Source organism: Campylobacter sp. CFSAN093249 (assembly GCF_011067895.1).
In the GTDB taxonomy this organism is placed as follows: domain Bacteria; phylum Campylobacterota; class Campylobacteria; order Campylobacterales; family Campylobacteraceae; genus Campylobacter_D; species Campylobacter_D jejuni.
This window is the reverse complement of record NZ_JAAMWM010000002.1, coordinates 1-24031: the sequence shown is the minus strand read 5'-3', so window position 1 is coordinate 24031 and position 24031 is coordinate 1. Positions and strand designations below refer to the sequence as shown.

22 protein-coding genes are annotated in these 24031 nt (G+C 30.2%); 21 read left to right on the top strand and 1 reads right to left on the bottom strand.

Annotated elements, in window-relative coordinates; all coding sequences use genetic code 11:
- Window positions 1–13 precede the first annotated feature (13 nt).
- Window positions 14–436, bottom strand: a complete 423-nt coding sequence (gene cgb, locus FBF10_RS00925) for a single-domain globin Cgb (protein WP_002862237.1) — start codon at window positions 434–436, stop codon at window positions 14–16.
- A 152-nt stretch (window positions 437–588) separates the two neighbouring features.
- Here cgb and FBF10_RS00920 point away from each other — a divergent pair, with 152 nt between their 5' ends.
- From FBF10_RS00920 to FBF10_RS00820, 21 genes are all read left to right on the top strand, one after another.
- On the top strand, window positions 589–3360 hold the full coding sequence (locus FBF10_RS00920; RefSeq protein ID WP_002882837.1) for an FAD-binding and (Fe-S)-binding domain-containing protein: 2772 nt from the start codon (window positions 589–591) through the stop codon (window positions 3358–3360).
- A 109-nt stretch (window positions 3361–3469) separates the two neighbouring features.
- A complete protein-coding gene (locus FBF10_RS00915; RefSeq protein WP_002888195.1) occupies window positions 3470–5005 on the top strand; it encodes an ABC transporter substrate-binding protein in 1536 nt (511 codons plus the stop codon).
- Complete coding sequence (locus FBF10_RS00910; protein WP_002910158.1) at window positions 5005–5949, top strand: ABC transporter permease; 945 nt, start codon at window positions 5005–5007, stop codon at window positions 5947–5949. Before FBF10_RS00915 ends, FBF10_RS00910 begins: the two co-directional genes overlap by 1 nt.
- Window positions 5936–6730, top strand: coding sequence for an ABC transporter permease (locus FBF10_RS00905; protein WP_079263716.1), 795 nt, complete (start codon window positions 5936–5938; stop codon window positions 6728–6730). Before FBF10_RS00910 ends, FBF10_RS00905 begins: the two co-directional genes overlap by 14 nt.
- Entirely contained in the window at window positions 6727–7437 is a 711-nt protein-coding gene (locus FBF10_RS00900) for an ATP-binding cassette domain-containing protein (RefSeq protein ID WP_011050003.1), read from the top strand. Before FBF10_RS00905 ends, FBF10_RS00900 begins: the two co-directional genes overlap by 4 nt.
- On the top strand, window positions 7430–8095 hold the full coding sequence (locus FBF10_RS00895; RefSeq protein ID WP_002867588.1) for an ATP-binding cassette domain-containing protein: 666 nt from the start codon (window positions 7430–7432) through the stop codon (window positions 8093–8095). The genes FBF10_RS00900 and FBF10_RS00895 overlap by 8 nt, the downstream gene beginning before the upstream one ends.
- Before the next feature lie 111 nt (window positions 8096–8206).
- Window positions 8207–8596, top strand: a complete 390-nt coding sequence (locus FBF10_RS00890; protein WP_002824972.1) for an NAD(P)H-quinone oxidoreductase subunit 3 — start codon at window positions 8207–8209, stop codon at window positions 8594–8596.
- A complete protein-coding gene (locus FBF10_RS00885) occupies window positions 8578–9081 on the top strand; it encodes an NADH-quinone oxidoreductase subunit B (RefSeq protein ID WP_002824974.1) in 504 nt (167 codons plus the stop codon). Before FBF10_RS00890 ends, FBF10_RS00885 begins: the two co-directional genes overlap by 19 nt.
- A complete protein-coding gene (locus tag FBF10_RS00880; protein WP_072224518.1) occupies window positions 9078–9872 on the top strand; it encodes an NADH-quinone oxidoreductase subunit C in 795 nt (264 codons plus the stop codon). The genes FBF10_RS00885 and FBF10_RS00880 overlap by 4 nt, the downstream gene beginning before the upstream one ends.
- Window position 9873: 1 nt before the next feature.
- Entirely contained in the window at window positions 9874–11100 is a 1227-nt protein-coding gene (nuoD, locus tag FBF10_RS00875) for an NADH dehydrogenase (quinone) subunit D (protein ID WP_002876090.1), read from the top strand.
- Window positions 11097–11324: an NADH-ubiquinone oxidoreductase subunit E family protein gene (locus tag FBF10_RS00870; protein WP_002824979.1), complete on the top strand. Its 228-nt coding sequence runs from the start codon at window positions 11097–11099 to the stop codon at window positions 11322–11324. Before nuoD ends, FBF10_RS00870 begins: the two co-directional genes overlap by 4 nt.
- Window positions 11321–12013, top strand: coding sequence for a hypothetical protein (locus FBF10_RS00865; RefSeq protein WP_020247140.1), 693 nt, complete (start codon window positions 11321–11323; stop codon window positions 12011–12013). Before FBF10_RS00870 ends, FBF10_RS00865 begins: the two co-directional genes overlap by 4 nt.
- On the top strand, window positions 12010–14472 hold the full coding sequence (locus tag FBF10_RS00860; RefSeq protein WP_002888210.1) for an NADH-quinone oxidoreductase subunit G: 2463 nt from the start codon (window positions 12010–12012) through the stop codon (window positions 14470–14472). Before FBF10_RS00865 ends, FBF10_RS00860 begins: the two co-directional genes overlap by 4 nt.
- Complete coding sequence (gene nuoH / locus FBF10_RS00855; protein WP_002888212.1) at window positions 14465–15463, top strand: NADH-quinone oxidoreductase subunit NuoH; 999 nt, start codon at window positions 14465–14467, stop codon at window positions 15461–15463. Before FBF10_RS00860 ends, nuoH begins: the two co-directional genes overlap by 8 nt.
- Before the next feature lie 9 nt (window positions 15464–15472).
- Window positions 15473–16114, top strand: a complete 642-nt coding sequence (gene nuoI, locus FBF10_RS00850) for an NADH-quinone oxidoreductase subunit NuoI (protein ID WP_002888214.1) — start codon at window positions 15473–15475, stop codon at window positions 16112–16114.
- Window positions 16111–16629, top strand: a complete 519-nt coding sequence (locus tag FBF10_RS00845; RefSeq protein WP_002858922.1) for an NADH-quinone oxidoreductase subunit J — start codon at window positions 16111–16113, stop codon at window positions 16627–16629. Before nuoI ends, FBF10_RS00845 begins: the two co-directional genes overlap by 4 nt.
- The gene (nuoK, locus tag FBF10_RS00840) at window positions 16626–16922 is read left to right on the top strand and encodes an NADH-quinone oxidoreductase subunit NuoK (protein ID WP_020247139.1); all 297 of its coding nucleotides are present in this window, start codon (window positions 16626–16628) and stop codon (window positions 16920–16922) included. The genes FBF10_RS00845 and nuoK overlap by 4 nt, the downstream gene beginning before the upstream one ends.
- Before the next feature lies 1 nt (window position 16923).
- Entirely contained in the window at window positions 16924–18714 is a 1791-nt protein-coding gene (gene nuoL, locus FBF10_RS00835) for an NADH-quinone oxidoreductase subunit L (protein ID WP_002918391.1), read from the top strand.
- Window position 18715: 1 nt separating this feature from the next.
- Window positions 18716–20203 carry an NADH-quinone oxidoreductase subunit M gene (locus FBF10_RS00830; protein WP_052789857.1) on the top strand — a complete coding sequence of 496 codons (1488 nt, stop codon included), beginning with the start codon at window positions 18716–18718 and terminating at the stop codon, window positions 20201–20203.
- Window positions 20193–21581: an NADH-quinone oxidoreductase subunit N gene (locus tag FBF10_RS00825; RefSeq protein WP_020247137.1), complete on the top strand. Its 1389-nt coding sequence runs from the start codon at window positions 20193–20195 to the stop codon at window positions 21579–21581. The genes FBF10_RS00830 and FBF10_RS00825 overlap by 11 nt, the downstream gene beginning before the upstream one ends.
- Window positions 21582–21602: 21 nt before the next feature.
- Complete coding sequence (locus FBF10_RS00820; RefSeq protein ID WP_020247136.1) at window positions 21603–23969, top strand: hypothetical protein; 2367 nt, start codon at window positions 21603–21605, stop codon at window positions 23967–23969.
- Window positions 23970–24031 lie beyond the last annotated feature (62 nt).

Here is a 24031-nt window from a genome sequence, read left to right as displayed (position 1 = left end):
AAATGGGCTTATATTATTTATCATAGAGCTTTTTTTCTATATCGATATAAAATTCAGCAATTTTTCCATAAGCAACTTCCCAAGCTTTAAGAGTGGCTTCATCAGGATTTAAAAGATTTTTAATAGCCTTTAAAAGGCAAGCTCCAACTATAGGATAATGCTCTTCTTTAACTCCTAAATTAACATGAGTTATGGCAACTTTATCAACAAAGCTTCTCATATTTTCCAAATTTTCTATATTTTTGGCTGCCATTAAAATCGCCATCGCTAAAGCTTTTGGTTGTTCTCCTGAAATTTGTTTTTCCATATTAAACATAGGTTTTACCTCAGGATAATCATTAAACATTATTTTATAAAACTCATTGGTTAAATCCTCTCCATTTTTTTGCAAAATAGGCACACAATCTTTGATGATTTGAATTTGTTCTTTTGTCATAGTTTCTCCTTTTTTGTTGTAAAAGAGATATTTTATATCTTAAAAAGGAGAAAAAAATTGACTTGTGTTAAAATTATGCTCAAAAATATAAATTTAAAATTATCTTTAAATTATTAAATTATATAATTGATAATAAATTAAAAAGAGGGACTATGGCAAATTTTAAAGCTTTTTATAATGAGGCTAAGTATATTTTTAAGGATAGAATTTTTAATGATTATGCTAGATGCTATGCTTATGGCATTGATGCGTCGTGTTATTTTTATATTCCAAAAATAGTGATTATTGCTAAAAATGAAGATGAAATTAAGCAAATTATTCAATTAGCAAATACTTATAAAACTCCTATAACATTTAGAGCAGCAGGTACAAGTTTAAGTGGACAAAGCTCTTGTGATGGAGTACTTGTAGTGATTAAATTTGCCTTTAAAAAAATAAAAATTAACAAAGACGCTAACGAAATTACTTTAGGATGCGGTGTAGTAGGCATTCATGCTAATGAAAGTCTTGCTTTTTTGAAGAAAAAAATAGGACCTGATCCAGCTACTATAAATTCAGCTTTAATTGGAGGGATTATAAATAACAATTCAAGCGGAATGTGCTGTGGAACTAAGGATAATAGCTATAAAACCTTAAGAAGTATTAGGGTGATTTTGGCAAATGGTAGTATGCTTGATACCAGCGATGCTTTAAGTGTGGCTCGATTTAAAGATGAAAATAAAAAATTAATTAATGAACTTAGAGAGATCAAAGAAGAGATTAATGCCAATAAAGAATTAAAAGATTTAATAATCAAAAAATTTAAAATCAAAAACACTACAGGTTATAGCCTTAATGCCTTTGTTGATTATGATGATGAAATAGATATTTTAGCACACTTGCTTATTGGCTCTGAAGGAACTTTGGGATTTGTAAGCGAAGTTAAGCTTGCTGTTTTGGATGATTTGGAATTTAAGGCCTGTGCTTTATTGTTTTTTGATAATATCAATAATGCTGCAAACACTATAAAAGAATTTGCTAAAGTTGATTTTGTAAGTTCTGCTGAAATAATGGACTATGCAAGTTTAAAAGCTGCATCAAATTATGATGAGTTAAGAGATATTTTAGCTGATATTAAAGAGGGTAACACTTGTGTATTGATCCAAAGTGAGCATAGTAATGAGCTTAAGCTTGATGAAAATATAAATAAAATAAAAGAAATTTCCAAACTGGCTTATAAGTCATATTTTAGCAAGAATAAGGCCGAATATGATTTATGGTGGAAGATTAGAAAAGCACTCTTGCCTATAGCAGCTAGTCTTAGAAAGGCAGGTTCAACGGTAATTACTGAAGATGTGTGTTTTAATATCGAGGATTTAGCTGATGGAATTAAAAGCATTCAAGAATTGTTTTATAAATATGGCTTTGGTGATAATGGAATCATTTTTGGCCATGCATTAGCAGGCAATATCCATTTTATTATCACACCGGATTTAAACAATAAGCTTGAATTTGATAATTTTTCAAATCTAGTTAAAGAAATGTCTAATATAGTAGCTTCTTATGGTGGAAGTATAAAAGCTGAACACGGCACAGGGCGTATGGTGGCACCTTTTGTGGAGGTAGAGTGGGGTAAGCAAGCTTATTTGATCAATAAAAAAATCAAAAGTATCTTTGATAAGGATAGTTTATTTAATCCCGATGTAATCATTAGCGATGATAAAGATATTTATAAGAAAAATATCAAACAAGTCAGTTGGATTGATGAGAAATTAAATACCTGTATGGAATGTGGATTTTGCGAAAGATTTTGTCCATCAAATGAATATACAATTACTCCAAGACAAAGAATTGCGATCTTACGAGAGATTAAACGCCTTGAAAGCTTAAATGATGATGAGTCAAAAGCAAAATTAAAGGATATTAAAAAATATTACAATCATTTAGTAGACAGCTCTTGTGCTGCTTGTGGGGTGTGCTCTTTTTCATGTCCTTTGGGGATTAATTTTGCTGATTTTTCATTAAAATATAGAAAAAATAATATAGGATTTATATCTAAAATTTTAGGAAATCTAGCATATAAAAATCATGAAAAAACTCTAAAAATTGCTAAATTTTCATTAAGTATCGCAAATAAATTTGATAATTTAAGTCTTGATAATAAGCTTGAAAAAGCAAGCAATTTTCTTAGCATTATACCAAGAACTAGGGCGTATTTGCCTAAGGTGAATGATTATGAGCTAAAAAGTCATAAAAGAGTTTGCAATGTGGTTTATTTTACAAGCTGTCTTAATAAAAGCTTTAAACCAAATGAAAAAATGCATGATAAAAGAAGTTTGCAAGAAGTATTTGAAAGCTTGTGTAAAAAAGCAAATATAGGCATTATTTATGCACCCAATGATTTATGTTGTGGTAAGGCTTATGAGAATTTTCAAGATATTCAAGATAAAAATATACAAAAAATCAATGACTTTTTAAGCAATATAGACTCACCCATAGTGTTAGATCATAGTGCTTGTAGTGCTAAGTTAATTAGTGATCATTCAAAGTATGAAATTTATGATTTAAGCGAGTATTTATTAAAATTTATTGCTCCCAAGTTACGCATTGATAAAATCAATGAGAATGTAGGATTATATATCATGTGTGCTGCTAGAAAGCTTGGTTTAAATGAAAATATAATTAAGCTTACAAAGCTATGTACGAATGGAAAAGTATTAATAGATAATGATACCTATTGTTGTGGGTTTGCTGGATACAAGGGCTTTTTCAAGCCTCAATTAAATATTAGTGCTACAAAGGGCTTTAAAAAATTTTATGCCAAAACAAATATTAAGCGCGGGTTTAGTACATCAAGCACTTGCGAGATAGGATTAAGCGATGCTACGGGTATATCTTGGCAGCATATAGCGTATTTATTGGATGAATGCAGTGAAGCAATTTAATTGATAAATAAAACTCCATAATTTAAAGCAAATTATCCCCCCATAGAGCTTGTGGCTTCTTATTTTTTATTTTATAATTCTTTAAAATTTTAAATTTGAGGAGTTACAAGTGCTTAGATGGTTTGTTTTACTATTTTTATTGTTTTTCAATCTTGAGGCTAAAATTCCAAAAGATACACTTATTATAGCAGTTGAAAATGAAATCGCAAGGATAAATCCTGCTTATAGCGAGGATCATGATGCAGTGATTAATCTTGTATTTTCAGGACTTACGCGTTTTGATGAGCATATGAGCTTAAAGCCTGATTTAGCTGCGTCGTGGAATGTTAGCAAGGATGGACTTAGCTATGATATCTTTTTGCGTGAAGATGTTTTGTGGCACGATGGAGTGAAATTTAGTGCCGATGATGTTAAATTCAGTCTTGAAGCTTTTAAAAATCCTAAAAATAATTCTTCTATTTATGTGAATTTTGAAGATATTAAAAGTATAGAAATTTTAAATCCTTATCATCTTAAAATCACGCTTTCTAAACCTTTTCCTGCATTTTTAGATGCTTTAAGTATAGGAATGCTTCCTAAACATTTACTTAGTGATAAAGACTTAAATACTGCTTCTTTTAATCAAAATCCCATAGGCACAGGTCCTTATAAATTTGTAAAATGGAAAAAGGGCGAATATGTAGAGTTTAAAGCTAATGAGAATTTTTATCTTACAAAAGTAAAAACCCCAAGACTTATCATCAAACATATTTTTGATCCTTCGGTTGCAAGCGTAGAGCTTAAAAATGGCAAAATTGATGCGGCTTTGATTGATGTTTCTTTATTGAATATTTTTAAAAAGGATGAAAATTTTAAAATTTTGCGTGAAAGATCTGCTGATTATAGAGCTTTAATGTTTAATTTAGAGAATGAATTTTTAAAAGATATTCAAATAAGAAAGGCTTTAAATTATGCTATTGATAAGCAAAGTATAGTCAAAAATCTTTTGCATGATTATGGTTTTGTAGCCAATCATCCTTTAGAGCGTTCTTGGGCGGATTCTAAAGCTTTTAAAACTTATGAATACAATCCTAAAAAAGCCCAAGATTTGATTTTGGCTTTAGGTTTTAAGAAAAACGATGAGGGTATTTTTGAAAAAGATGGCAAGATTTTAGAATTTGAAATTTGGGCGATGAGTAATGATCCTTTAAGGGTAAGTTTGGCTGGAATTTTGCAAAGCGAATTTAGAAAAATAGGAGTTGTAAGCAAGGTGGTGGCTAAACCTGCTGGAAGTTTTGATTATTCTAAAGTAGATAGTTTTTTAATAGGCTGGGGAAGTCCTTTAGATCCTGATTTTCACACTTTTAGGGTATTTGAAAGTTCGCAAGATAGTGCTTTAAATGATGAGGGTTGGAATTTTGGACATTATCATGATAAAAAAGTGGATATAGCCTTGCAAAAAGCAAGAAATACTTCAAATTTAGAAGAGAGAAAAAAATATTATAAAGATTTTATAGATGCTTTGTATGAAAATCCTCCTTTTATTTTTTTAGCCTATCTTGATTTTGCTTTAGTTTATAATAAAGATTTAAAAGGTATCAAAGCAAGGACTTTAGGTCATCACGGAGTGGGTTTTACTTGGAATGTTTATGAGTGGAGTAAATAGTGCTAAAACGCTTAGTTTTTAGTATTGTCGTAGCATTTTTTAGCACTTTTTTATGTTTTGTTTTACTTCATTTTAGTAAAGGCAGTATAGCTTATGCTAATGGAGTTAATTCACAAAGTAAAGAATTTGTTCAAAGAATAGAACAAAATTTAGGGCTTGATAAGCCTTTGCTAGAGCAGTATAAAATTTGGCTTTTTAAGGCTTTAAAAGGAGATTTAGGAGTTTCTTTTTTAAGTGGAGAAAGTGTTTTAAAGCTTATAAAAGAAAGAATTTTTAATACTTTTATTTTGGGTTTTAGTGCCTTAATGCTTTTATTTTTACTCAGTGTTTTTTTGGCACTTTTGGGATATTATTATAAAGAAAGTTTTATAGATAAAATCATCACTTTTTTAGCTTTTAATTTTTTTGCTTTACCTCCTTTTGTTTTGGCTTTATTGTTTGTTTTGATTTTTGGAATTTTTTGGAAAATTTTGCCTGTTATGGGAAGTAGTGATATAGGCTTTGAAGATGATTTTTTAAATCGTTTAGAGCATTTGATTTTGCCTGTTTTGGTGCTCGTTTTATCACATTTGGCGTTATTTTTAAGGATTGCTAGAAATTTTATCAATGAAAGTTTTTCTCAAATTTTTATTCAAAATTTATACGCTAGAGCCTTAAGGGAAAAAGATATTTATTTTTTGGTTTTAAGATATTCTTTAAGCCCTATTATAGCTTATTTTGGAGGCAGTGCTTTAAGTTTTATGATGGGAACTTATGTGGTTGAGAGTGTTTTTGCTTATGAGGGGCTTGGGTCTTTGCTTTTTAAAAGTATTATTTTTAAAGATTATCCTGTTGCACTTGCACTTATATTTTTTAGCGTTTTGCTTGCAGCATTTTTTACATTTTTAAGTGATATTGTAGCTAGGATTTTAAATCCTAGATTAAGAAGGCTTGATTTTGTTTAAATTTCTTATCATTTTTGCGCCTTTAATTTTTTTGTTTTTATGCGCCTTGTTTGCACCTTTTTTGGCTCCTTTTGATATTTTAAGCACTCATTTAGAAAATTTGCATCAAGCTCCTAATTTTACTTATATTTTAGGGACTGATTTTTTAGGCAGAGATTTGTTTTCTCGTTTGCTTTTTGCTTTGAGAAATTCTTTGATTATAGGTGTTGGTGGATCTTTATTGTCTATTATCTTTGCTTTGTGCTATTTGTTTTTAGCGCGATGTTTTTTTTATGTTTTTTGGATGCGTATTTTAGAGTTTTTTTTAGCCTTGCCTGCTTTTTTACTTATGATGTTTTTTCAAAGTATGATAACTTCTGATGTGTTTTTGATGATTTTTTTAATCGCTTTAATTCATTGGTGTTTCATAGCAAGAATTATAGAAAGTGAATTAAAAAGACTTGAAAATTTAGATTTTTACAAAGCAAATATAGTGCTTGGAAGAACTAAATTTAGAGCTTTTTTTAAAGATTTAATACCTGCTTTAAAAACACTGATTTTTACACTTTTTATATTTAATATCGTTCATGCTATAGCCACAGAAGCTACTTTGAGTTTTTTTGGACTGGATTTAGGATTTGAAATTCCAACTTTAGGTACTCTTTTGAGTGAGTCTTCAAACGCAGTTTTTATAGGTGCTTGGTGGATGATACTTTTTCCACTTTTAAGCTTGCTTTTGTTGTTTTTACCTCTTTTATGGTTGGGTAATTTTTTACAAAAAATTTGGGGTATAAGATCTTGAAGGTAAGAAATTTAAATATCAGTTTGAAGAATAATTTATTGCTTAAGGATATTAATTTGGATATAAAAACAGGCAAAACTTTAATGATACTAGGACAAAGTGGAGTGGGTAAAAGTTTGTTGGGAAAAGCTTTGGTAAGACTTTTAGATTCTAATTTCACAATAAGTTTTGATGAATTAAGTTTTCATAATTCTTGTATTTTTAATTTTAACAAAGAAGAGCTTAGAAATTTTCGTTCTAAGGTGGCACTTGTTTTGCAAGATGCAGAGCTTAGTCTTTATCCTTATTTGGATATTGGAAATTTATGTCATCTTGTTTTAAAAACTCATACAAAATTAAAACAAAAAGAAAGAAAAGATTACGCTTTTTCTTATTTTCAAAAATTAGGATTTGAAAATCTTGATCGTTTGTGGCATTCTTATGCTAATGAATTAAGTTTGGGTATGGCAAGAAGGGTGAGCCTAGCTTTGGCATTATTAAATCAACCCCAAATTTTAATTTGTGATGAAATCACAGCTTCTTTGGATAAAGAAAACGCTTCAAAGATCATATCGATTTTAGAAGAATTAAAAAATACTGCAGCCTTAGTTTGTATCACTCATGATTTAAATTTGGTAAATTCTTTAGCAGATGAAATTCTTATGCTAGAAAAAAATAGTTCAAATTTATATAGCTTAGATGAGTTTTTAAGGTATTATAATGCTTAAAGTTTGTAATTTAAGTAAGTTTTATGAGCTTAAAAAGCATTGGTATTTAAAAAAAGAAAGACATATTATTTTTGATAATGTCAATTTTTCTTTAAATGAAAATGACAATTTAATAATTTTAGGTAAAAGTGGTGCAGGTAAAAGCACATTAGCTAGAATTCTTTGTTTTTTAGAAGATCCAAGTGAAGGTGAGGTATGGTATGAAAATCTTAACTTGCACAAGCTTGATAAAAACAAACAAAGACTTTTAAGAAAGCAAATTCAGTATTGCTTTCAAGATCAAAAAATGGCTTTAAACCCTTATAAAAAAATCAGAAATCTTATACAAGATGGTTTGGAAAATTTTAATTTACAAAAGAATGATAACTTGATTTTAGAATTTTTTGATTTTTTTAGTCTAAAAAAACAAATTTTAGAACAAAAGCCCTATGAGTTAAGCGGAGGAGAAGCCACGCGTGTAGGTCTTATCCGTGCTTTGGTTTTAAATCCTAAATTGTTGATTTTAGATGAAATTACTTCAGCGCTTGATATTAAAACTTCTAAAGAAATTTTAACTTTTTTATATGACTATCAGCAAAAAAATAATATTTCTTATATATTTATAAGCCATCAAAGTGATCTTTTTTATAAATTTAATCATAAAAAATTAAAACTTTAAAAAATATTTTTAATATAAGTTTCAATATAGAAAATTTAGAGTAAAATAAAGAAAAGTGTAAATTTAATTTTTGTTGTGGAGTGATTAAAGTGCTTTAAAAAAGGAGAATAAATGTCTCATATAGATGCTTCGCATCCTTATTTTGGTATTTTTTTAATGCTAGTACTTGCTAGTGTTATTTTTTTTGGACTGGTTTTTTTAGCTTCAAAAATCGGTAATAATTTTGCCGCAAAAAATCGTAAAAAATTAGGACTTGGAATTTATGAATGTGGTCCTATTCCTGTTAAACAAGCTAACAAGATTAACTCTCAATTTTTCATCATCGCCTTAATCTTCATACTTTTGGATATAGAAGTTGTGTTTTTGTTTCCTTGGGCATTGATTTTTAAAGATTTAGGTTGGTTTGGACTTTTAGAAGTTTTTGTTTTTATCGTACTTTTAGGAGTTGGATTTTTATATGCTTATAAAAAAGGAGCGTTTGCATGGCAGAGCATCAAATAAATTATGCAAGTGGTTTACCCGTAGTTTTAACTAGTGTTGATAAACTAGTTCAATGGGGTAGGAGTAATTCTTTATGGGCTTTATCTTATGGACTTGCCTGTTGTGCGATTGAGATGATGGCGGCTGGGGGTTCAAGATATGATTTTGATAGATTTGGAACGATTTTTAGAGCTTCGCCACGCCATAGTGAAGTAATGATTATTGCAGGAACTTTATGTAAAAAGCATGCTGAATTTACAAGAAGACTTTATGATCAAATGCCTGATCCTAAATGGGTGATTTCTATGGGAAGTTGTGCCAATACAGGCGGTATGTTTAATACTTATTCTACGGTTCAAGGAGTGGATAGAATTATACCTGTAGATATTTATGTGCCAGGCTGTGCTCCACGCCCCGAAAGTTTTCAGTTTGCTTTGATGATTTTGCAAAAAAAGATCCGCAAAGAAAAAGCAAGTCGTAAAATCGCACCTAAAAGGTTGGTATAATGAGAAAGTATAGCGATAAAAAAAATGCTCAAACTCAAAATTATTACAAAGATAGATTTTATCACGCGCCACACACTGTAAAATCTGATGTTAATGAAAGTGTTTTTAAAGAGGATTTTGAAGTTTTAAAAACCCAAGTAGAAATTTTAAATTCCTTTGTAGAGCTTGATTTTTGGGTAATAGAAATTAAAAAAGAAGACAATGTTAAAACCTTGCAAATGCTTAAAACTTTAGGGTATTTAAGTTTTACAGAGGCAAGTGCTATTGATTTTGTAGCAGATAAAAATGGTTTTGAAGTGTTTTATCAGCTTTTAAATTTAGAAAAAAGATTAAGAGTGAGAATAAAAACTTTTGTAGGCGTAAAAGAGCGTTTGCAAAGCGTGGCTCATATTTTTAAAGGAGCAAATTGGAGTGAGAGAGAAATTTATGATATGTTTGGAATTTTCATCATAAATCATCCCAATTTAAAACGCATTTTAATGCCTGATGATTGGTTTGGACATCCGCTTTTAAAAACTTATCCTTTAAAGGGCGATGAGTTTGCAAGATGGTATGAGATTGATAAAATTTTTGGCAAAGAATATCGTGAAGTAGTGGGCGAAGAACAAAGAGATTCTGGTTTTGCTGATGATAAAGATACGCTAAATTTTGCAAGACTTTATCATGAAGTGCCAAAAGGTGGTCAAAAGAAGGAAATTTCCTTTAAACAAGAATATCAAGAAGATGAAGGTGTGGCTTTTGTAAAAAAAGTAAAACGTGATGAAGCAAAAATTTTAGAGAAAAGGCGTTAAAATGCAAATTCCTAGCAAGTTAAAACCTTATTATGAAAATATAGCTTTTGAGCAAGAAGACTCAAAAATGATTATCAACTTAGGCCCTCAACATCCTTCAGCGCATGGAAATTTGCGTCTTATTTTAGAACTCGATGGAGAGCAAGTTGTAAAAGCGCGTCCTTGTATAGGTTATATGCATCGTGGTATGGAAAAAATGGCTGAAAATATGATTTATCAAGAATTTATTCCTACTACTGATAGAATGGACTATATCGCTGCTTCAGCGAATAATTATGCTTATTGTGCAGCAGTTGAAAAGCTTTGTGGTTTAGAGATTCCACGCCGTGCCGCAGTGATACGCATGATACTTTTAGAATTAAACCGTATCACATCGCATTTGCTTTGGCTTGCCACTCATGCGCTTGATATTGGTGCGATGAGTGTGTTTTTATACTGCTTTAGAGAACGAGAATATGTTTTGGATTTGATAGAAAAGTATTGTGGTGCAAGGCTTACGCATTCTTCTATGAGAATAGGCGGGGTTATGCTTGATTTACCTGAGAATTATTTAGAAGAAATGCTTGCATTTTGCGATAAATTTCCAAATGATTTAAAAGATTATGAAGATCTTTTAGATGATAATAGAATTTGGCGTTTAAGAACTGAAAATGTAGGTGTAGTTACTAAAGAACAAGCTTTAAATTGGGGTTGTACGGGTGTGATGCTAAGAGGAAGTGGCATAAAATACGATATACGCAAAGAAGAGCCTTATTTGCTTTATAATGAAGTCGAATTTGGCGTGCCTTATGCTACGCAAGGGGATTCTTATGCAAGATATAAAGTTTATATGCAAGAATTTCGTGAAAGTTTGAAAATCCTTAGACAATGTGCCATGCTTTATAAAGATACTCCACCTGAAATTTTAGCTATGCATCCTGAGTATGTAAGTGCTTCAAAGGAACAAATTTTAACGCAGAATTATTCTTTAATGCAGCATTTTGTTTTAATCACTCAAGGTTTAAAACCCCCTAAAGGCGAAGTTTATGTGCCTACTGAAAGTCCAAAAGGTGAGCTTGGCTTTTTTATCCATAGTGATGGTACAGGAAGACCTTATCGTTTAAAGGCTAGAACGCCTAGTTATTGGCATTGTGCGTTTTTTGAAGAAATGCTTGTAGGTACTTATTTAGCTGATGTTGTAGCCATTATGGGTAATGTAAATATAGTTTTAGGTGAGATAGATCGATGAGAAGGGTAGATTTAAGAAAAAGCAAAGAGCTTTTTGAAGATTTAGCACAAATCATAAAAGAAGCAAAACAAGGTGAGGTTTTAGTGGTGCTTTTTGAAATCGGCGATTTTTCTCCTGTTGAAAAAAGTTTTTCTTTTGTAAAAGAACAAGGCTGTGAGCTTTTAAATTCTTTGAAATTTAATCAAGTCGATTGGACTATTGTTATAAAAAAGGAGAGAGTATGATTTATGATAATGCTCTTTGTTTTTTAGATATGCCAAGCCTTAAAAACAAAAATTTATGTGAAAAAATAAGTGTAAATAGTATTAATATTTCTTGTTTGGAAGATAAAAACTTAAAAGCTAAATTTTACAAATGCGAAATTGCAAGTTTGAGTTTTGTTTTGGCCTTGCTTTGTAAATTAAGCGATGAAGGACAATTTTGCGATTTAGATGAGGGATATTTAAGTGCTGAATCTTGTTTTGGAGAGGAAGAAGCAGGCGAAGTGCTTGCTTTTTTAAAAGAGACTAAGTATTTAATTATAGATAAAAATATCCATTCTTATAAAGATAGTGAAAATATCAAATATTTTTTGAATTTCCTAAGTGTAAAATATGGATTAAAGATTTTAGATAGCGATGAAGAAGAATGCGATTTTAAAAAGGCAAAATTAAACACCCTAAAAGAACTCGATAATTATGACGGGTTAGTGCTTTTTAGAGCAAATTTGCAAGATAAAAATTTACATTGTTCAAAGCAATTTTTACAAATTGCAAAATGCAAAGATCAAAGTGAAGTTGAAATTTTGGCTAAAGATTTTAGTCTTAAAACCAAGCTTTGTTTAGATGAAAATTTACAAGGCACTATAGCTTTTTTAAATTATGAAAACAATGGCTTTGATTTTACTCCAATTCGCATAAAGGAAGCAAAATGACAGTTAAGATTAATGGTATAGATTGCGCCTTTGAAGAAGGCGAATATATTTTAAATATAGCAAGAAGAAATGATATTTTTATCCCAGCGATTTGCTATCTTTCGGGCTGTAGTCCTACTTTGGCTTGTCGTATGTGTATGGTTGAAGCTGATGGTAAAAAGGTATATTCTTGCAATACTAAAGCAAAAGAGGGCATGGTTGTAGAAAGTGATTTACAAAATCTTTGGGATGAAAGAAATGAGATCATGCAAGCTTATTGTATCAATCATCCTTTAGAATGTGGAGTTTGTGATAAATCAGGCGAGTGTGAATTGCAAAATTTCACTCATAAAAGTCGTGTAAATGTTCAAAAATATTGGATTAAAGACACGCATAAACCGCATAAACATTGGGGAATGATTAATTACGATCCCGCACTTTGCATAGTGTGTGAGCGTTGTATTACAGTTTGTAAGGATAAAATCGGAGAAAGTGCTTTAAAGACTGTTCCTCGTGGCGGAGATAGTGTGGATAATAGCTTTAAAGAGAGCATGGGAAAAGATGCTTATGCGATTTGGACTAAATTTCAAAAAAGTTTGATAGGCCCTACAAATGGCGACACGCTTGATTGTTCATTTTGTGGAGAATGTACAAGCGTATGCCCAACAGGAGCTTTAATAGGTTCGAAATTTCAATACACTTCAAATATTTGGGAACTTAAAAGAATCCCTGCTTCAAATCCGCATTCAAGCGATTGTGAGTTGATGTATTATGATATTAAGCAAAGCGGCATTAGCAATCAAAAAGAAAAAATTTATCGTGTGAGTAATGATTTTGCCTTTGCAAGTTTAAATAAGGCTGCAAGATTTGCTTTTGATACGCAAAATGAGGCGGATAAAGATGAAAAAGCCTTTAAAGAACTTGTGGAACTTTTTGAGAAAAATGAAATTAAAAACATTAAATTTAATAGTTTTATTACCAATGAAGAAGCTTTGATTTTACAAAATTTAAAAAAGAAATTTAATCTTTCTTTGATCAATGAAGAAGCTTTGAAATTTAAAGAATTTTTACAAGAATTTATCGCTAATTCTGGTGAGTTTTATAGCGCTAATACTCAAGATATAACAAAAAGTGATTTTTTGGTTGTAGCTGGAATGCTTTTAAGATATGATGCTCCAACGCTTAGCTATAAAATCAATAATGCTTTAGTGATGAATAAAGGCTCAGGGCTTTATTTTCATCCTATGGAAGATATGGGTATAGCAAAATATTCTAAAAATTTTATCTCGCACATTCATAAAAGTGGCGATGAAGAGCAAATTTTATATTTTTTACTTCAAAAATTTAGCCAAGATGAAGGTATCAAAACTCATTTAGCAGAGTTTTTTGTTAGTGAAAATAAAGAAATAGAAGAAAGTATCAACGAAGAAGTTGTAGAACAAGTCATAGAAAAAGATGAAGAAGGCAATGAAATTCAAAAAGAAGTAAAAAAAGTCGTGCCTAAGAAAGTGAAAAACAACATAGAAGTACAACGCTCTGTTTTTGCTAAAAATTTAGGCATAGATGAAGATAAATTAGAAGATTTATTGCTTAAAAAAGCAAATTTTACTCTTGTTATAGGGAGTGATTTTTATTTTCATAAAAATGCGAAAAAACTTGCTAAATTACTTGCTTTGATCCAAAATACTACTCCTTTTAAAGTCTTTTTAAATCCTACGCATACTAATACCTTAGGTGTGGCTATGATTTGTGATTTGGATAACAATACACAAGAAGGCAAGACTTTAGGCTACAATGAAAAAGGTGATTTTAGTTTTTCTTATGAAGAGCATGCAAATTTAGCTAGTGCGAGTTTAAATCAGCAAGAAGGAACTTTTTTAAATTATGATAAAAGAGTGGTACCAACTAATGCTGCTTTAGAATTTAAGGGATATTTTTTAAATGATTTGGCTAATGCTTTAGGTTTTGATGAGGAATATACTATAAATTATACTAAGAGACTCCCTATAAATAAAGGTTTTTCTCCGATTGATTTTGATCATTTAGACAATTTTTATACCAATGCAGGCGATTGTAAAAGGGGATATGAGCTTAATTTAGAATGTTTCAAACAAGTTGCTAAAAAAGAATTCATCTCTCCAAATTTTGAAAATTTAAACCTAAAAGAAGATGAAATTTTGCTTTATAGTGCTAATCCTAGCTATCAATTTGGTAGATTTTCAAATCGTGCTAGTGCAATTAATGAGGTGATTTTTTTAGGTGTAAGTGAAAATTTAGCTAAAGAGAAAAATTTAAAAGATAAAGATCTTGTAAAACTTAAAATAAAAGATAAAGAATTAAGCCTTAGTGTGCGTGTGGATAAGGATATAAAAAATGGAGCTTTCTTGCCGTATTTTGATGAAAAACTTGACACGCTAAGCTTTTTCGATGAAAGATTTATTGTGGCGAATTTAGAAAAATTAGGAGCAAACCATGAGTGATTTTGCTTTTTTTGTTTTAGAGACTTTGATTAAATGTATTATTATCATTGCAATATTTGCGAGTTTAGCAGGTCTTGCAACTTATGCTGAAAGAAAGGTTTTAGCTTATTTTCAAAGACGCATAGGGCCTGATATGGTAGGGCCTTTTGGGCTTATTCAACTTGTAGCTGATATGATAAAGCTTTTTACTAAAGAAGATATAATCCCTTCAAATTCGCAAAAATTTATTTTTGCTATAGCACCTTTGATTTCTGCTATTTGTGCTTTTATTTCTTTAGCAGCTATTCCTATGCTACCTGAATTTACTTTATTTGGAAGGGTTATTCAGCCTATAGTGGCAGATATCAATGTAGCTTTGCTTTTTGTCATCGGTACTTCAGGACTTTGCTTTTATGCGGTGTTTTTGGGTGGACTTGCAAGTAATAATAAATGGTCGATTTTAGGGGCTGCAAGAGGGCTTGTAGCGATTATTTCCTATGAAAGCGTAGGAGCTTTAGCTTTGATTGCTATTATAATGCTTGTAGGTTCTTTTTCTTTGGTGGATATTAACAATTATCAAAGCGATGGATTTTTTTCTTGGCTTATTTTTAAACAACCTTTGGCTTTTGTGCTTTTTATAATTGCTTTATTTATAGAGACTAATAGAACTCCGCTTTGTTTGACGGAAAATGATGCTGAAATTGTAGCGGGTTATGGAACGGAGTATTCGGGTTTAAGATGGGGTATGTTTTTCATAGGTGAATATACTTCTATGATAGCTGGAGCTATTTTGGTCACTCTTTTGTTTTTAGGGGGTTTTAATAGCTTTTGGATTATTCCTGGTTGGATTATGATGATAGTAAAATCAAGTTTTATTTTCTTTTGGTATTTTTGGGCAAGAGCTGCTTTTCCGCAATTGCGTCCAGATCAAGTGATGAAAATGTGCTATTTGATCTTAATCCCTTTAGCTGTTTTAAACCTTTTAATCACTGCTTTGACAGTTCTTTTATAGGAGTTTGATATGAAAAATTATTATTTAGTAGATGAGAAAAGAAAAACTCCTGTTAGCACTTGGGAGAAAATTTCACAAGCTTTGCGTAGAAGCGTTAAACTAGAGCTTTTTGTAGGGCTTTTTGTGATGATGAGAGAATTACTTAAGAGAAATAATAGCGCTACGATTAAATATCCTTTTGAAAAGGTAAAGCTTGACAATCGTTACCGTGCTGTTCATCGTTTGATGCGTTTTATAGAAAGCGAAAATGAAAGATGTATAGGTTGTGGGCTTTGCGAAAAAATTTGCATTAGCAATTGTATTAGAATGGAAACTTCTTTAGATGAAAATGGGCGTAAAAAAGTAGGAAATTATAGTATTAATTTAGGGCGTTGTATTTATTGTGGTTTTTGTGCTGAGGTTTGTCCTGAACTTGCTATAGTACATGGAATAGAGTATGAAAATGCAGCCGAGCAAAGGTCTTATTTTGGTTATAAGCAAGATTTTTTAACTCCTATTGATAAGCTTAAAAATCAAGTTGAATTTGAAGGAGCAGGAAGTCTTAGAAAGGATGCAAATTTGTGGGTTAAAAAAACACCAAATTATTATGATGTGATGCAAGAAAGAGCCTTAGAAAATCAAAACACACAAGAGCAAGGAGAAAATAAATGATAGAAAATTTGGCTTTTTTATTTTTTAGTGTAGTGGTTTTAGGCTTTTTTGGCATCGCGGTTTTAAGTAAAAATATGCTTTATTCTCTTTCGGCTTTAGCGGGTGGAATGGTGTTTTTATCGGGATTTTATTTTTTGCTTGATGCAGAGTTTTTAGGCGTGATACAAATTATTGTTTATAGTGGAGCTGTACTTGGACTTTATAGTTTTGCGATGATGTTTTTTGATGCTTCTAAAGAATTTAAAGAACAACTTAAAGCTAAAAAAAGTTTTTTTACTTTGGTGGTTTTAAGTGCGATTTTACTTTTGACTATGCTTATAGGTTTTAAATACCAAAATATCAGCACGGATTTGCCTTTAAATGATCCTGCTTTGTTTGATTTTAATAAACAACTGGCTTTAGCGATTTTTTCAAAATATCTTTTAGCTTTTGAGTTTATAGCTATTTTGCTTTTGATCGCTTTAGTTTGTGCTATTACTCTTACTCATAAAGAGCTTACAAAGGAAAAACAATGATAGAAAAGTATTTTTTTATAGCTATTTTAATGTTTGTCATAGGGCTTGTAGGGATTTTAAAAAGACAAAATCTCATTATGCTTTTTATTTCGAGTGAAATTTTATTAAATAGTGCTAATTTAGCTTTAGTAGCAGCTTCTAAAATGCACAATGATTTAAATGGACAGGTTTTTGCGCTTTTTATCATGGGTGTAGCGGCTTGTGAAGTAGCTGTTGGTATAGCTTTGTGTGTGCTTTGGTATAGAAGAAAAGGCACTTTGGAATTAAAAAGCTTAAAAGAAGTGGAGGCTTAGTATGCAAAATTTGGCTTTGATTTCTCTTTTTAGTCCCTTTGTAGCTTTTTTGTTTGCAAGTTGTTTTGCTTTGAGTGAGAAAAAACAATTCGTAGGGATATTTTGTTCACTTCTAGTAGCTTTGAGTACTTTTTGTTCTTTGTATTTGCTTTTTTGCAATGAAGCTTTTAATGTGAGTTTGTTTGAATGGTTTGCTGGAGTAAATTTTGGTTTTGATATAGATGCTATTTCGCTTACTATGATGAGTATTGTAGGTATTGTAGCCACTTGTGTGCATTTTTATAGTATTTTTTATATGGCTCATGATGAAGGTTTTAATAAATTTTTTGCTTATTTGGGGCTTTTTGTCTTTTCTATGCTTTTTTTAGTCATGAGTGATAATTTTTTAGGACTTTTCGTAGGTTGGGAAGGCGTTGGGCTTTGCTCTTGGTTGCTCATAGGTTTTTGGTATAAAAATGATACTTATTCTTTTGCGGCTAATGAAGCTTTTATTATGAATCGTATTGCGGATTTGGGTATGCTTTTAGGAATTTTTTGGCTTTATTTGCAAGCAGGAACTTTAAAATATGATGAAGTTTTTTCCATGGCACAAAGCCTAGATCACAATGCTTTGATCTTAATCGCAACTTGTTTATTTATAGGGGCTATGGGAAAATCTGCACAATTTCCTTTTCACACTTGGCTTGCTGATGCTATGGCAGGGCCAACTCCTGTTTCTGCATTAATCCATGCAGCAACCATGGTAACAGCGGGGGTTTATTTGGTAATTCGTGCGAGTACGCTTTATGATTTAGTTCCTGAAGTTTCTTATATTATTGCCTTACTCGGAGCTTTTGTAGCGATTTTTGCAGCCTCTATGGCTTTGGTGGTTAGGGATTTAAAACGCATTATTGCTTACTCTACCTTATCGCAACTTGGATATATGTTTGTGGCTGCAGGACTTGGGGCTTATGGTATAGCTTTATTTCACTTAGCTACGCATGCTTTTTTTAAATCTTTACTTTTCTTAGGCGCTGGAAATGTAATGCATGCTATGAATGATAAATTAGACATTAAAAAAATGGGTGGACTTTTTAAACCTTTAAAAATTACAGCTATTTTAATGTGTATAGGATCTTTAGCTTTAGCAGGAATTTATCCTTTTGCAGGATTTTTCTCTAAAGATTTGATTTTGGGATATTCTTTCATTTCTTTTCACCATGGTATTTTTTTAGTGCTCTTAATCGCAGCTTTTTTAACAGCATTTTATAGCTTTAGACTTTTAATGTTGGTATTTTTTACCCCTGCAAGACATGATGAACATCCACATGAAGCAAGTAAAATCGCACTTTTGGCTATGAGTCCTTTGATGGTTTTAGCTATTATTGCAGGATTTTTCGAACATAGTTTTTTTGAATATTTAAGCACAAAATTAGTTTTTATTGATGCGCAAAATCAAATTGTAATGATTTGTGCGAGTGTAGCAGCTATTTTGGGTGCAATTTTGGCTATTTTTGCTTATAAAAATTCTTGGTTTAAGGAAAGTATTGAAGAAAATAAAATTCATAAACTTTTAAGTAATGATTATTTTATTCCTCAATTCTATCATCAATTTATCGTTTCAAAATATGAAAGCTTATGTGCGATTTTAAAGCATTGTGATCTTTATATTTTTGATAGAATAGTTGAAAAAATTGCTTTGTATTCTCAAAATATTTCACAAAAAATGATTATGCCAAACAGCTTAAACTTAATGCTTAGGTTTTTGGTGGCAGCTTTTGTGATTTTGTTGATTTTAGTATGGATGGTGTAAAATGCTAAATTATTTGATATTTTTTCCTTTAATTTCTGCTTTTGTGGTTTTGCTATTAAATCGCGGAGGCGTTAAGGTTTTTAGCGTTGTTGTAAGTTTTATGATTTTGGCTTTAAATTTGGATATTTTTGCGGATTTTTTACAAGGGGTAAGCTTTGATTATAATCTCTCTTTTAAAATTTTGAAATTTTTTAGCTTTCATGTAGGAGTAGACAGTATTGCACTTGTATTGATGCTTTTAAGTTCTTTGATGATATTTTTAAGCTTTTTATTTTTGAAACTAGAACAAAAAGCGCTTATATCTTGTATATTCTTTTTAGAATTTGCTATTATGGGACTTTTTAGCGCAAAAGATGGTTTGTTGTTTTATGTTTTTTGGGAATTTTCTCTTTTGCCTTTGCTTTATATTATGGGGGTTTATGGTAAAGATTTTAGAGCAGGGGTGAAATTTTTTATCTATGCTTTTGCGGGTTCAATTTTAATGCTTGTAGCATTGATTTATCAAGCTTATTTAAATTATCAGCTTTTAAATATCTTCACTTTTGACTTGGAAATTTGGAAAAATAATGCCTCAGCAGTAAATTTTACAGAGCAACTTTTACTTTTTGGAGCATTTTTTATCGCTTTTGCTATCAAAGCTCCTTTATTTCCACTTCATACTTGGGCACCTAAGGTTTATGCAAATTCGCCTGTACTTGTTTCTGTAATGCTTGTAGTTTTTAAAATGGCTCCTTTTGGATTTTTACTTTTTTGTTTACCACTTTTTCCAGATGCGAGTGTGTATTTTATGCCTTTAATTGTAGCTTTATGTATAGTAAGTATCGTTTATAATGCTTTAATTGCTTATAGAGCAGAAAATATTAAAGAATTGATTGCTTATAGTTCTATTTCACATCTTGGTGTGATGATTTTGGGAATTTTTTCTTTAAATGCTTTGGGTATTAGTGGTGCGGTTTTTTATATGTTTGCACATGGTATTGTAACGGGAGCTTTATTTTTAATGGTTGAACTTTTATACCAAAGATATCATACTTATGATATTTCTTTTTACCATTCTTTAGCCAAAAAAGCACCTTTATTTTCAATTTTCTTTATGCTCATTTTACTTGCGAGTGTTTCTTTGCCTTTAACTGTTTCTTTTGTGGGAGAGTTTTTAATTCTTTTAGGTATAGCAAAGATTAATTTATTTTACGCTTTGTTGGCAGGTTTGGTGATTATTTTAGGAGCGATTTATATGTTCGCAGTATTTAGAAAAATATTTTTCATGCAAAAACAAAGCTTTATAGAGGGTTTTTCTTTACGTTTTAGAGAAATAGTAGCGCTTGTGTGCATTGTAGTAATGATTTTTGGACTAGGGCTTATGCCAAATATACTTTTAAAGCCGATACAAAAAGATGTGGATAATCTTATAAAAACAATGAATATTAGAGCTGTTGAGCAAAATACTTTAGATTTTTTATCTAAAATAGGAGAGGCAAATGTTAAATAATTTTTTAAATTTAGAACTTTTAAATATAAGCTTATCTTATCCATTTTTATTTTTAATTACAACTGCAATAGTTCTTTTGCTTTGCTCTGGTTTTTGGAAATTTCATCGATCGTTTTATATCGGCATAAGTTCTTTGTCTTTGATTGTAAGTGCTTTTTTGATTTTAAATAATGCAAATGCTCAAGGTTTAGAAGCAAAAGCTTTTTTGGCTACTTTAAATAATGATATTGTTTCATTTTATGCTTCTTTGGTGATTTTGTGTTTTTCATTTTTATATCTTTTAATGCAAAAAGAAGAAAATCAAGGTGAATTTTATGCTTTATTTTTATTTATGATTGCATCTTTGCTTTTGATGGTTTCAAGCTCAAATTTAGTACTTATTTTTATAGGACTTGAAAGTTCTTCTTTAGCGCTTTATACTTTAATAGCAATGCGTGGAAGTGATAATGCTATTTCAAGTGCGATAAAATACTTTAGTATAGCGGCTGTAGGAGCTGGGTTTTTTGTTATGGCTGTAGCTTTTATTTATTTAAAAACAGGAACTTTAGATTTATCTGCTAATTTAGCGTTAAAAAATGAGTTTCAAAAAGATCCCATGCTTTTGGGTGCTGGAGTGATGATTTTTGTTCTTTGTGCAATCAAGCTTTCTTTGGCACCTTTTCATTTTTGGCTTAAAGATGTGTATTATGCAGCACATACAAATTTGGTTGCTTTTATTTCAGTTGTGCCAAAAGTTGCCATGTTGGTTGTGGTTATTCGTTTGTTTGATTTTTTAAATAATACAGGTTTTGAATATATCATAATAGTTCTAGCGATTTTTTCTATGCTTATAGGCGCTTTTGCGGCTCTAAGTCAAAACAATATCAAAAAAATGTTTGCTTATAGTTCTGTAGTGCATTCTTCTTTGGTTTTGATAGCTTGCATTCCTTTATTAAAAGAACAAAATTTTGATGGAATTTTGCTTGCTATTTTTGGATATTGGACTTTATTTGCTTTTGCAAATTATGCTGTATTTATGATTTTAAGTAATTATGAGAATAATTCTTATGAGAGTTTAAATGGGCTTTTGGTTAAAAAACCTTTAATTGCTTTTTGTTTAAGCATTAGTGTGCTTTCTTTAGCAGGTATTCCGCCTTTTGGAGTATTTTGGGGTAAATTTATGATTTTAAATACAGTAATTTTAAATGGATATTGGTATTTGGCGCTTTTTGTGGCTTTATCTTCTGTTATTATGCTTTATGCGTATTTAAAGATTTTAATTCATGTTTTATTTATGAAAAATGATAGGGTTTATAATATTAAGTTTAGTTTTATACAAAATTTTATTTTAGCTTTTTGTGTTTGTGTAAGCACTTTTGCTATATTGTTAATGTTATAAGAGTTTTGCTATAATTATTTTATGAGAATATTATTTTTAATTTTATTAAGTTTTTTAAATGCTTTTGCTTTTGAGCTTGTTTTAAACACGGGTCGCGAAAATAATCAAGCTTTTGCAGTTTTACATGCGAGTAATGATTTAGAATTTACATGTCAAAAATTTATTACCGAAGCAAAAGTTCATTTTGAATGTGATATTGTAGGTATGGTTGATAATAAATTAAAAGATCAGAGTTTTTCTGCTTTTGATTTAAAATTTATACAAGAAGCTCAAAAAATTAAAATGATCATTTTGCCAAAAATACAAGCAAGAATGTTTGACACTTCTCAAAATATTTATATAGATAAAGAACTCAGTTCATCAAGTTCGCATAAAAGTAAGGCTTTTACTTTTATTTTTACACCAGAACTAGCACCTATTAAAGACTATGATGGACTCGATTTTAATATCAATTTTCCACATGAGAGTTTGCCTTATGTTGGAGCTTTGGATTTAAATTCTGATCCTGTTGTTATTCCTCAAAGTGCAGATATCAATACTTATTTACGCATCAAAAAAGAATACGATAAGGCTAATTACAATCAAGTGGTGATTGATGCACAAAATGCTATCAATAGATATCGTGGCAGTATTTTTACTAGTGAATTTATACTTTATAAATTAAGAGCTCAAAATAAACTTTACACTCAAGATCCAAGTATGCGTGATCAACAAATTTTAGAAAAGATGATTGATGATGCTAAAAATTGGACGCGTACTTTTACAAGTGATAAAAATTTTTCAGAAGTTTTACATATAATGTTAAGAACTTATATCGCTTTAGCTCAGCGTGCTGATGTAGAGTATACAATGTCGATTTTGGATAATGAACAACCTAATAATTATTTTACTCAGTTATCAAAACTTGATTATGCAGACTATATTTATAATTTAAATGAAAAAGAAAAAGCTGTAAATATTTATGAAAATACTTATTTTAATACAAAAAATTTAGATTTAGCTGCAAGAGCAGCTATGAGTTTGGCAAAGAATTTGCTTTTAAATGAGCAAGTAAATAAAGCTATAGAATATATTAATACCATTTTAAAAGCCAATCCTGAATATTTTGGAAAAGATATTCCAAGATCTTTAGAACTTGCTAAATTATTTAATCAAAAAGGACAATTTGATATAAGTGCAAGTATTTATGAAGATGCCTTTGCTAAAATGTCCAAACTTGATCCAAGTTATGAAGAAACTTTAAAAGATTTAGCCTTGGTTTTATCACATGCTAACAGATCTAGTGATGCTAAAAAATACCTTGATTTGTATATGGATGATTATTTAGATGGTAAGTATTTAGATGAAATTAAAAAAGCAAGTGATGAGGTATTCTTTGCTTTAGGTGATAATAATGCAAGCTTTTTGCATCAGCGTTATACAGATTTAATGAAGCAATATGCAAATAAAGATGAGAATATTGCAAATAAAGCTTTAGATGAAGATGTTGCACTTTATTATAAAGAGGGAAATTTTAGTGCCATTTTAGCTTATAAAGATCTTATAGAAAGTAAAAAAATTCCAAATGCTACTCAATTTTTAGAGAAAGCAGCCATTAATGATTTAAAAAATGCCATAAAAGCTGATAATTGTATCAATGCTGCAAATATTTTTATGCGTTTTAGTGCTTATGATATAGGTCAGAAAATTGAGAATAAAAAACAAATGTTAGCTTGTCTTATCAGAACTTCTAATGTTGAACAAGCACTTGATTATATAGATAAAAATTATAATGAAGATTCTATATTTTATGGTCTTCAAAAAGCATCTATTCTTTTTGACAATAAACAATATCCTCAGGTGATTAAAATTTCTAAAGACATAGCTAATTCTAGAATTTTAAAAAGTGATGATGAGAATTTTAAGGCTTATTATTTGCAATTTTTATCTTTATTGCGTTTAAATGACTATAATCAAGCCATTAAAATTTTGCAAATTTTAGAAAGTTTTCCAATGAATTTTAGTATGGTGGAAGCTTATGATGCTTTACTTTCTTACGCTAATGATCATAATATGCAAACAACTATTTTAACTTACGCACCTAAGGCCATTGACTATCAAAATTTTAAAGGTATAAATCTTTTTAGTCCTAATTTAGAATTTATATATCTTGATGCTTTGACTAAAATCAATAAAAATGAAGAAAGTTTAGCTGTTTTAACAGATTTACTTAAATTAAAACTTTCAGATGAAGATAGAGCAAGAGCTTTATATATCCAAGCCTTAACTTATGAAAGAATGCAAAATATACAAGCTGAAAAAGAAAGTTTAAAACAATGTCTTGAAATCAAAAGTGCTTCAAATTGGCAGAATTTATGTAAGAGTAAAAATCAAATTTTAAATCAATAAGTAAATTTAGAGATAACTAGCTTTTTGGCTAGTTATCTAAGGTTAAAACCTTTTCTTCTTAA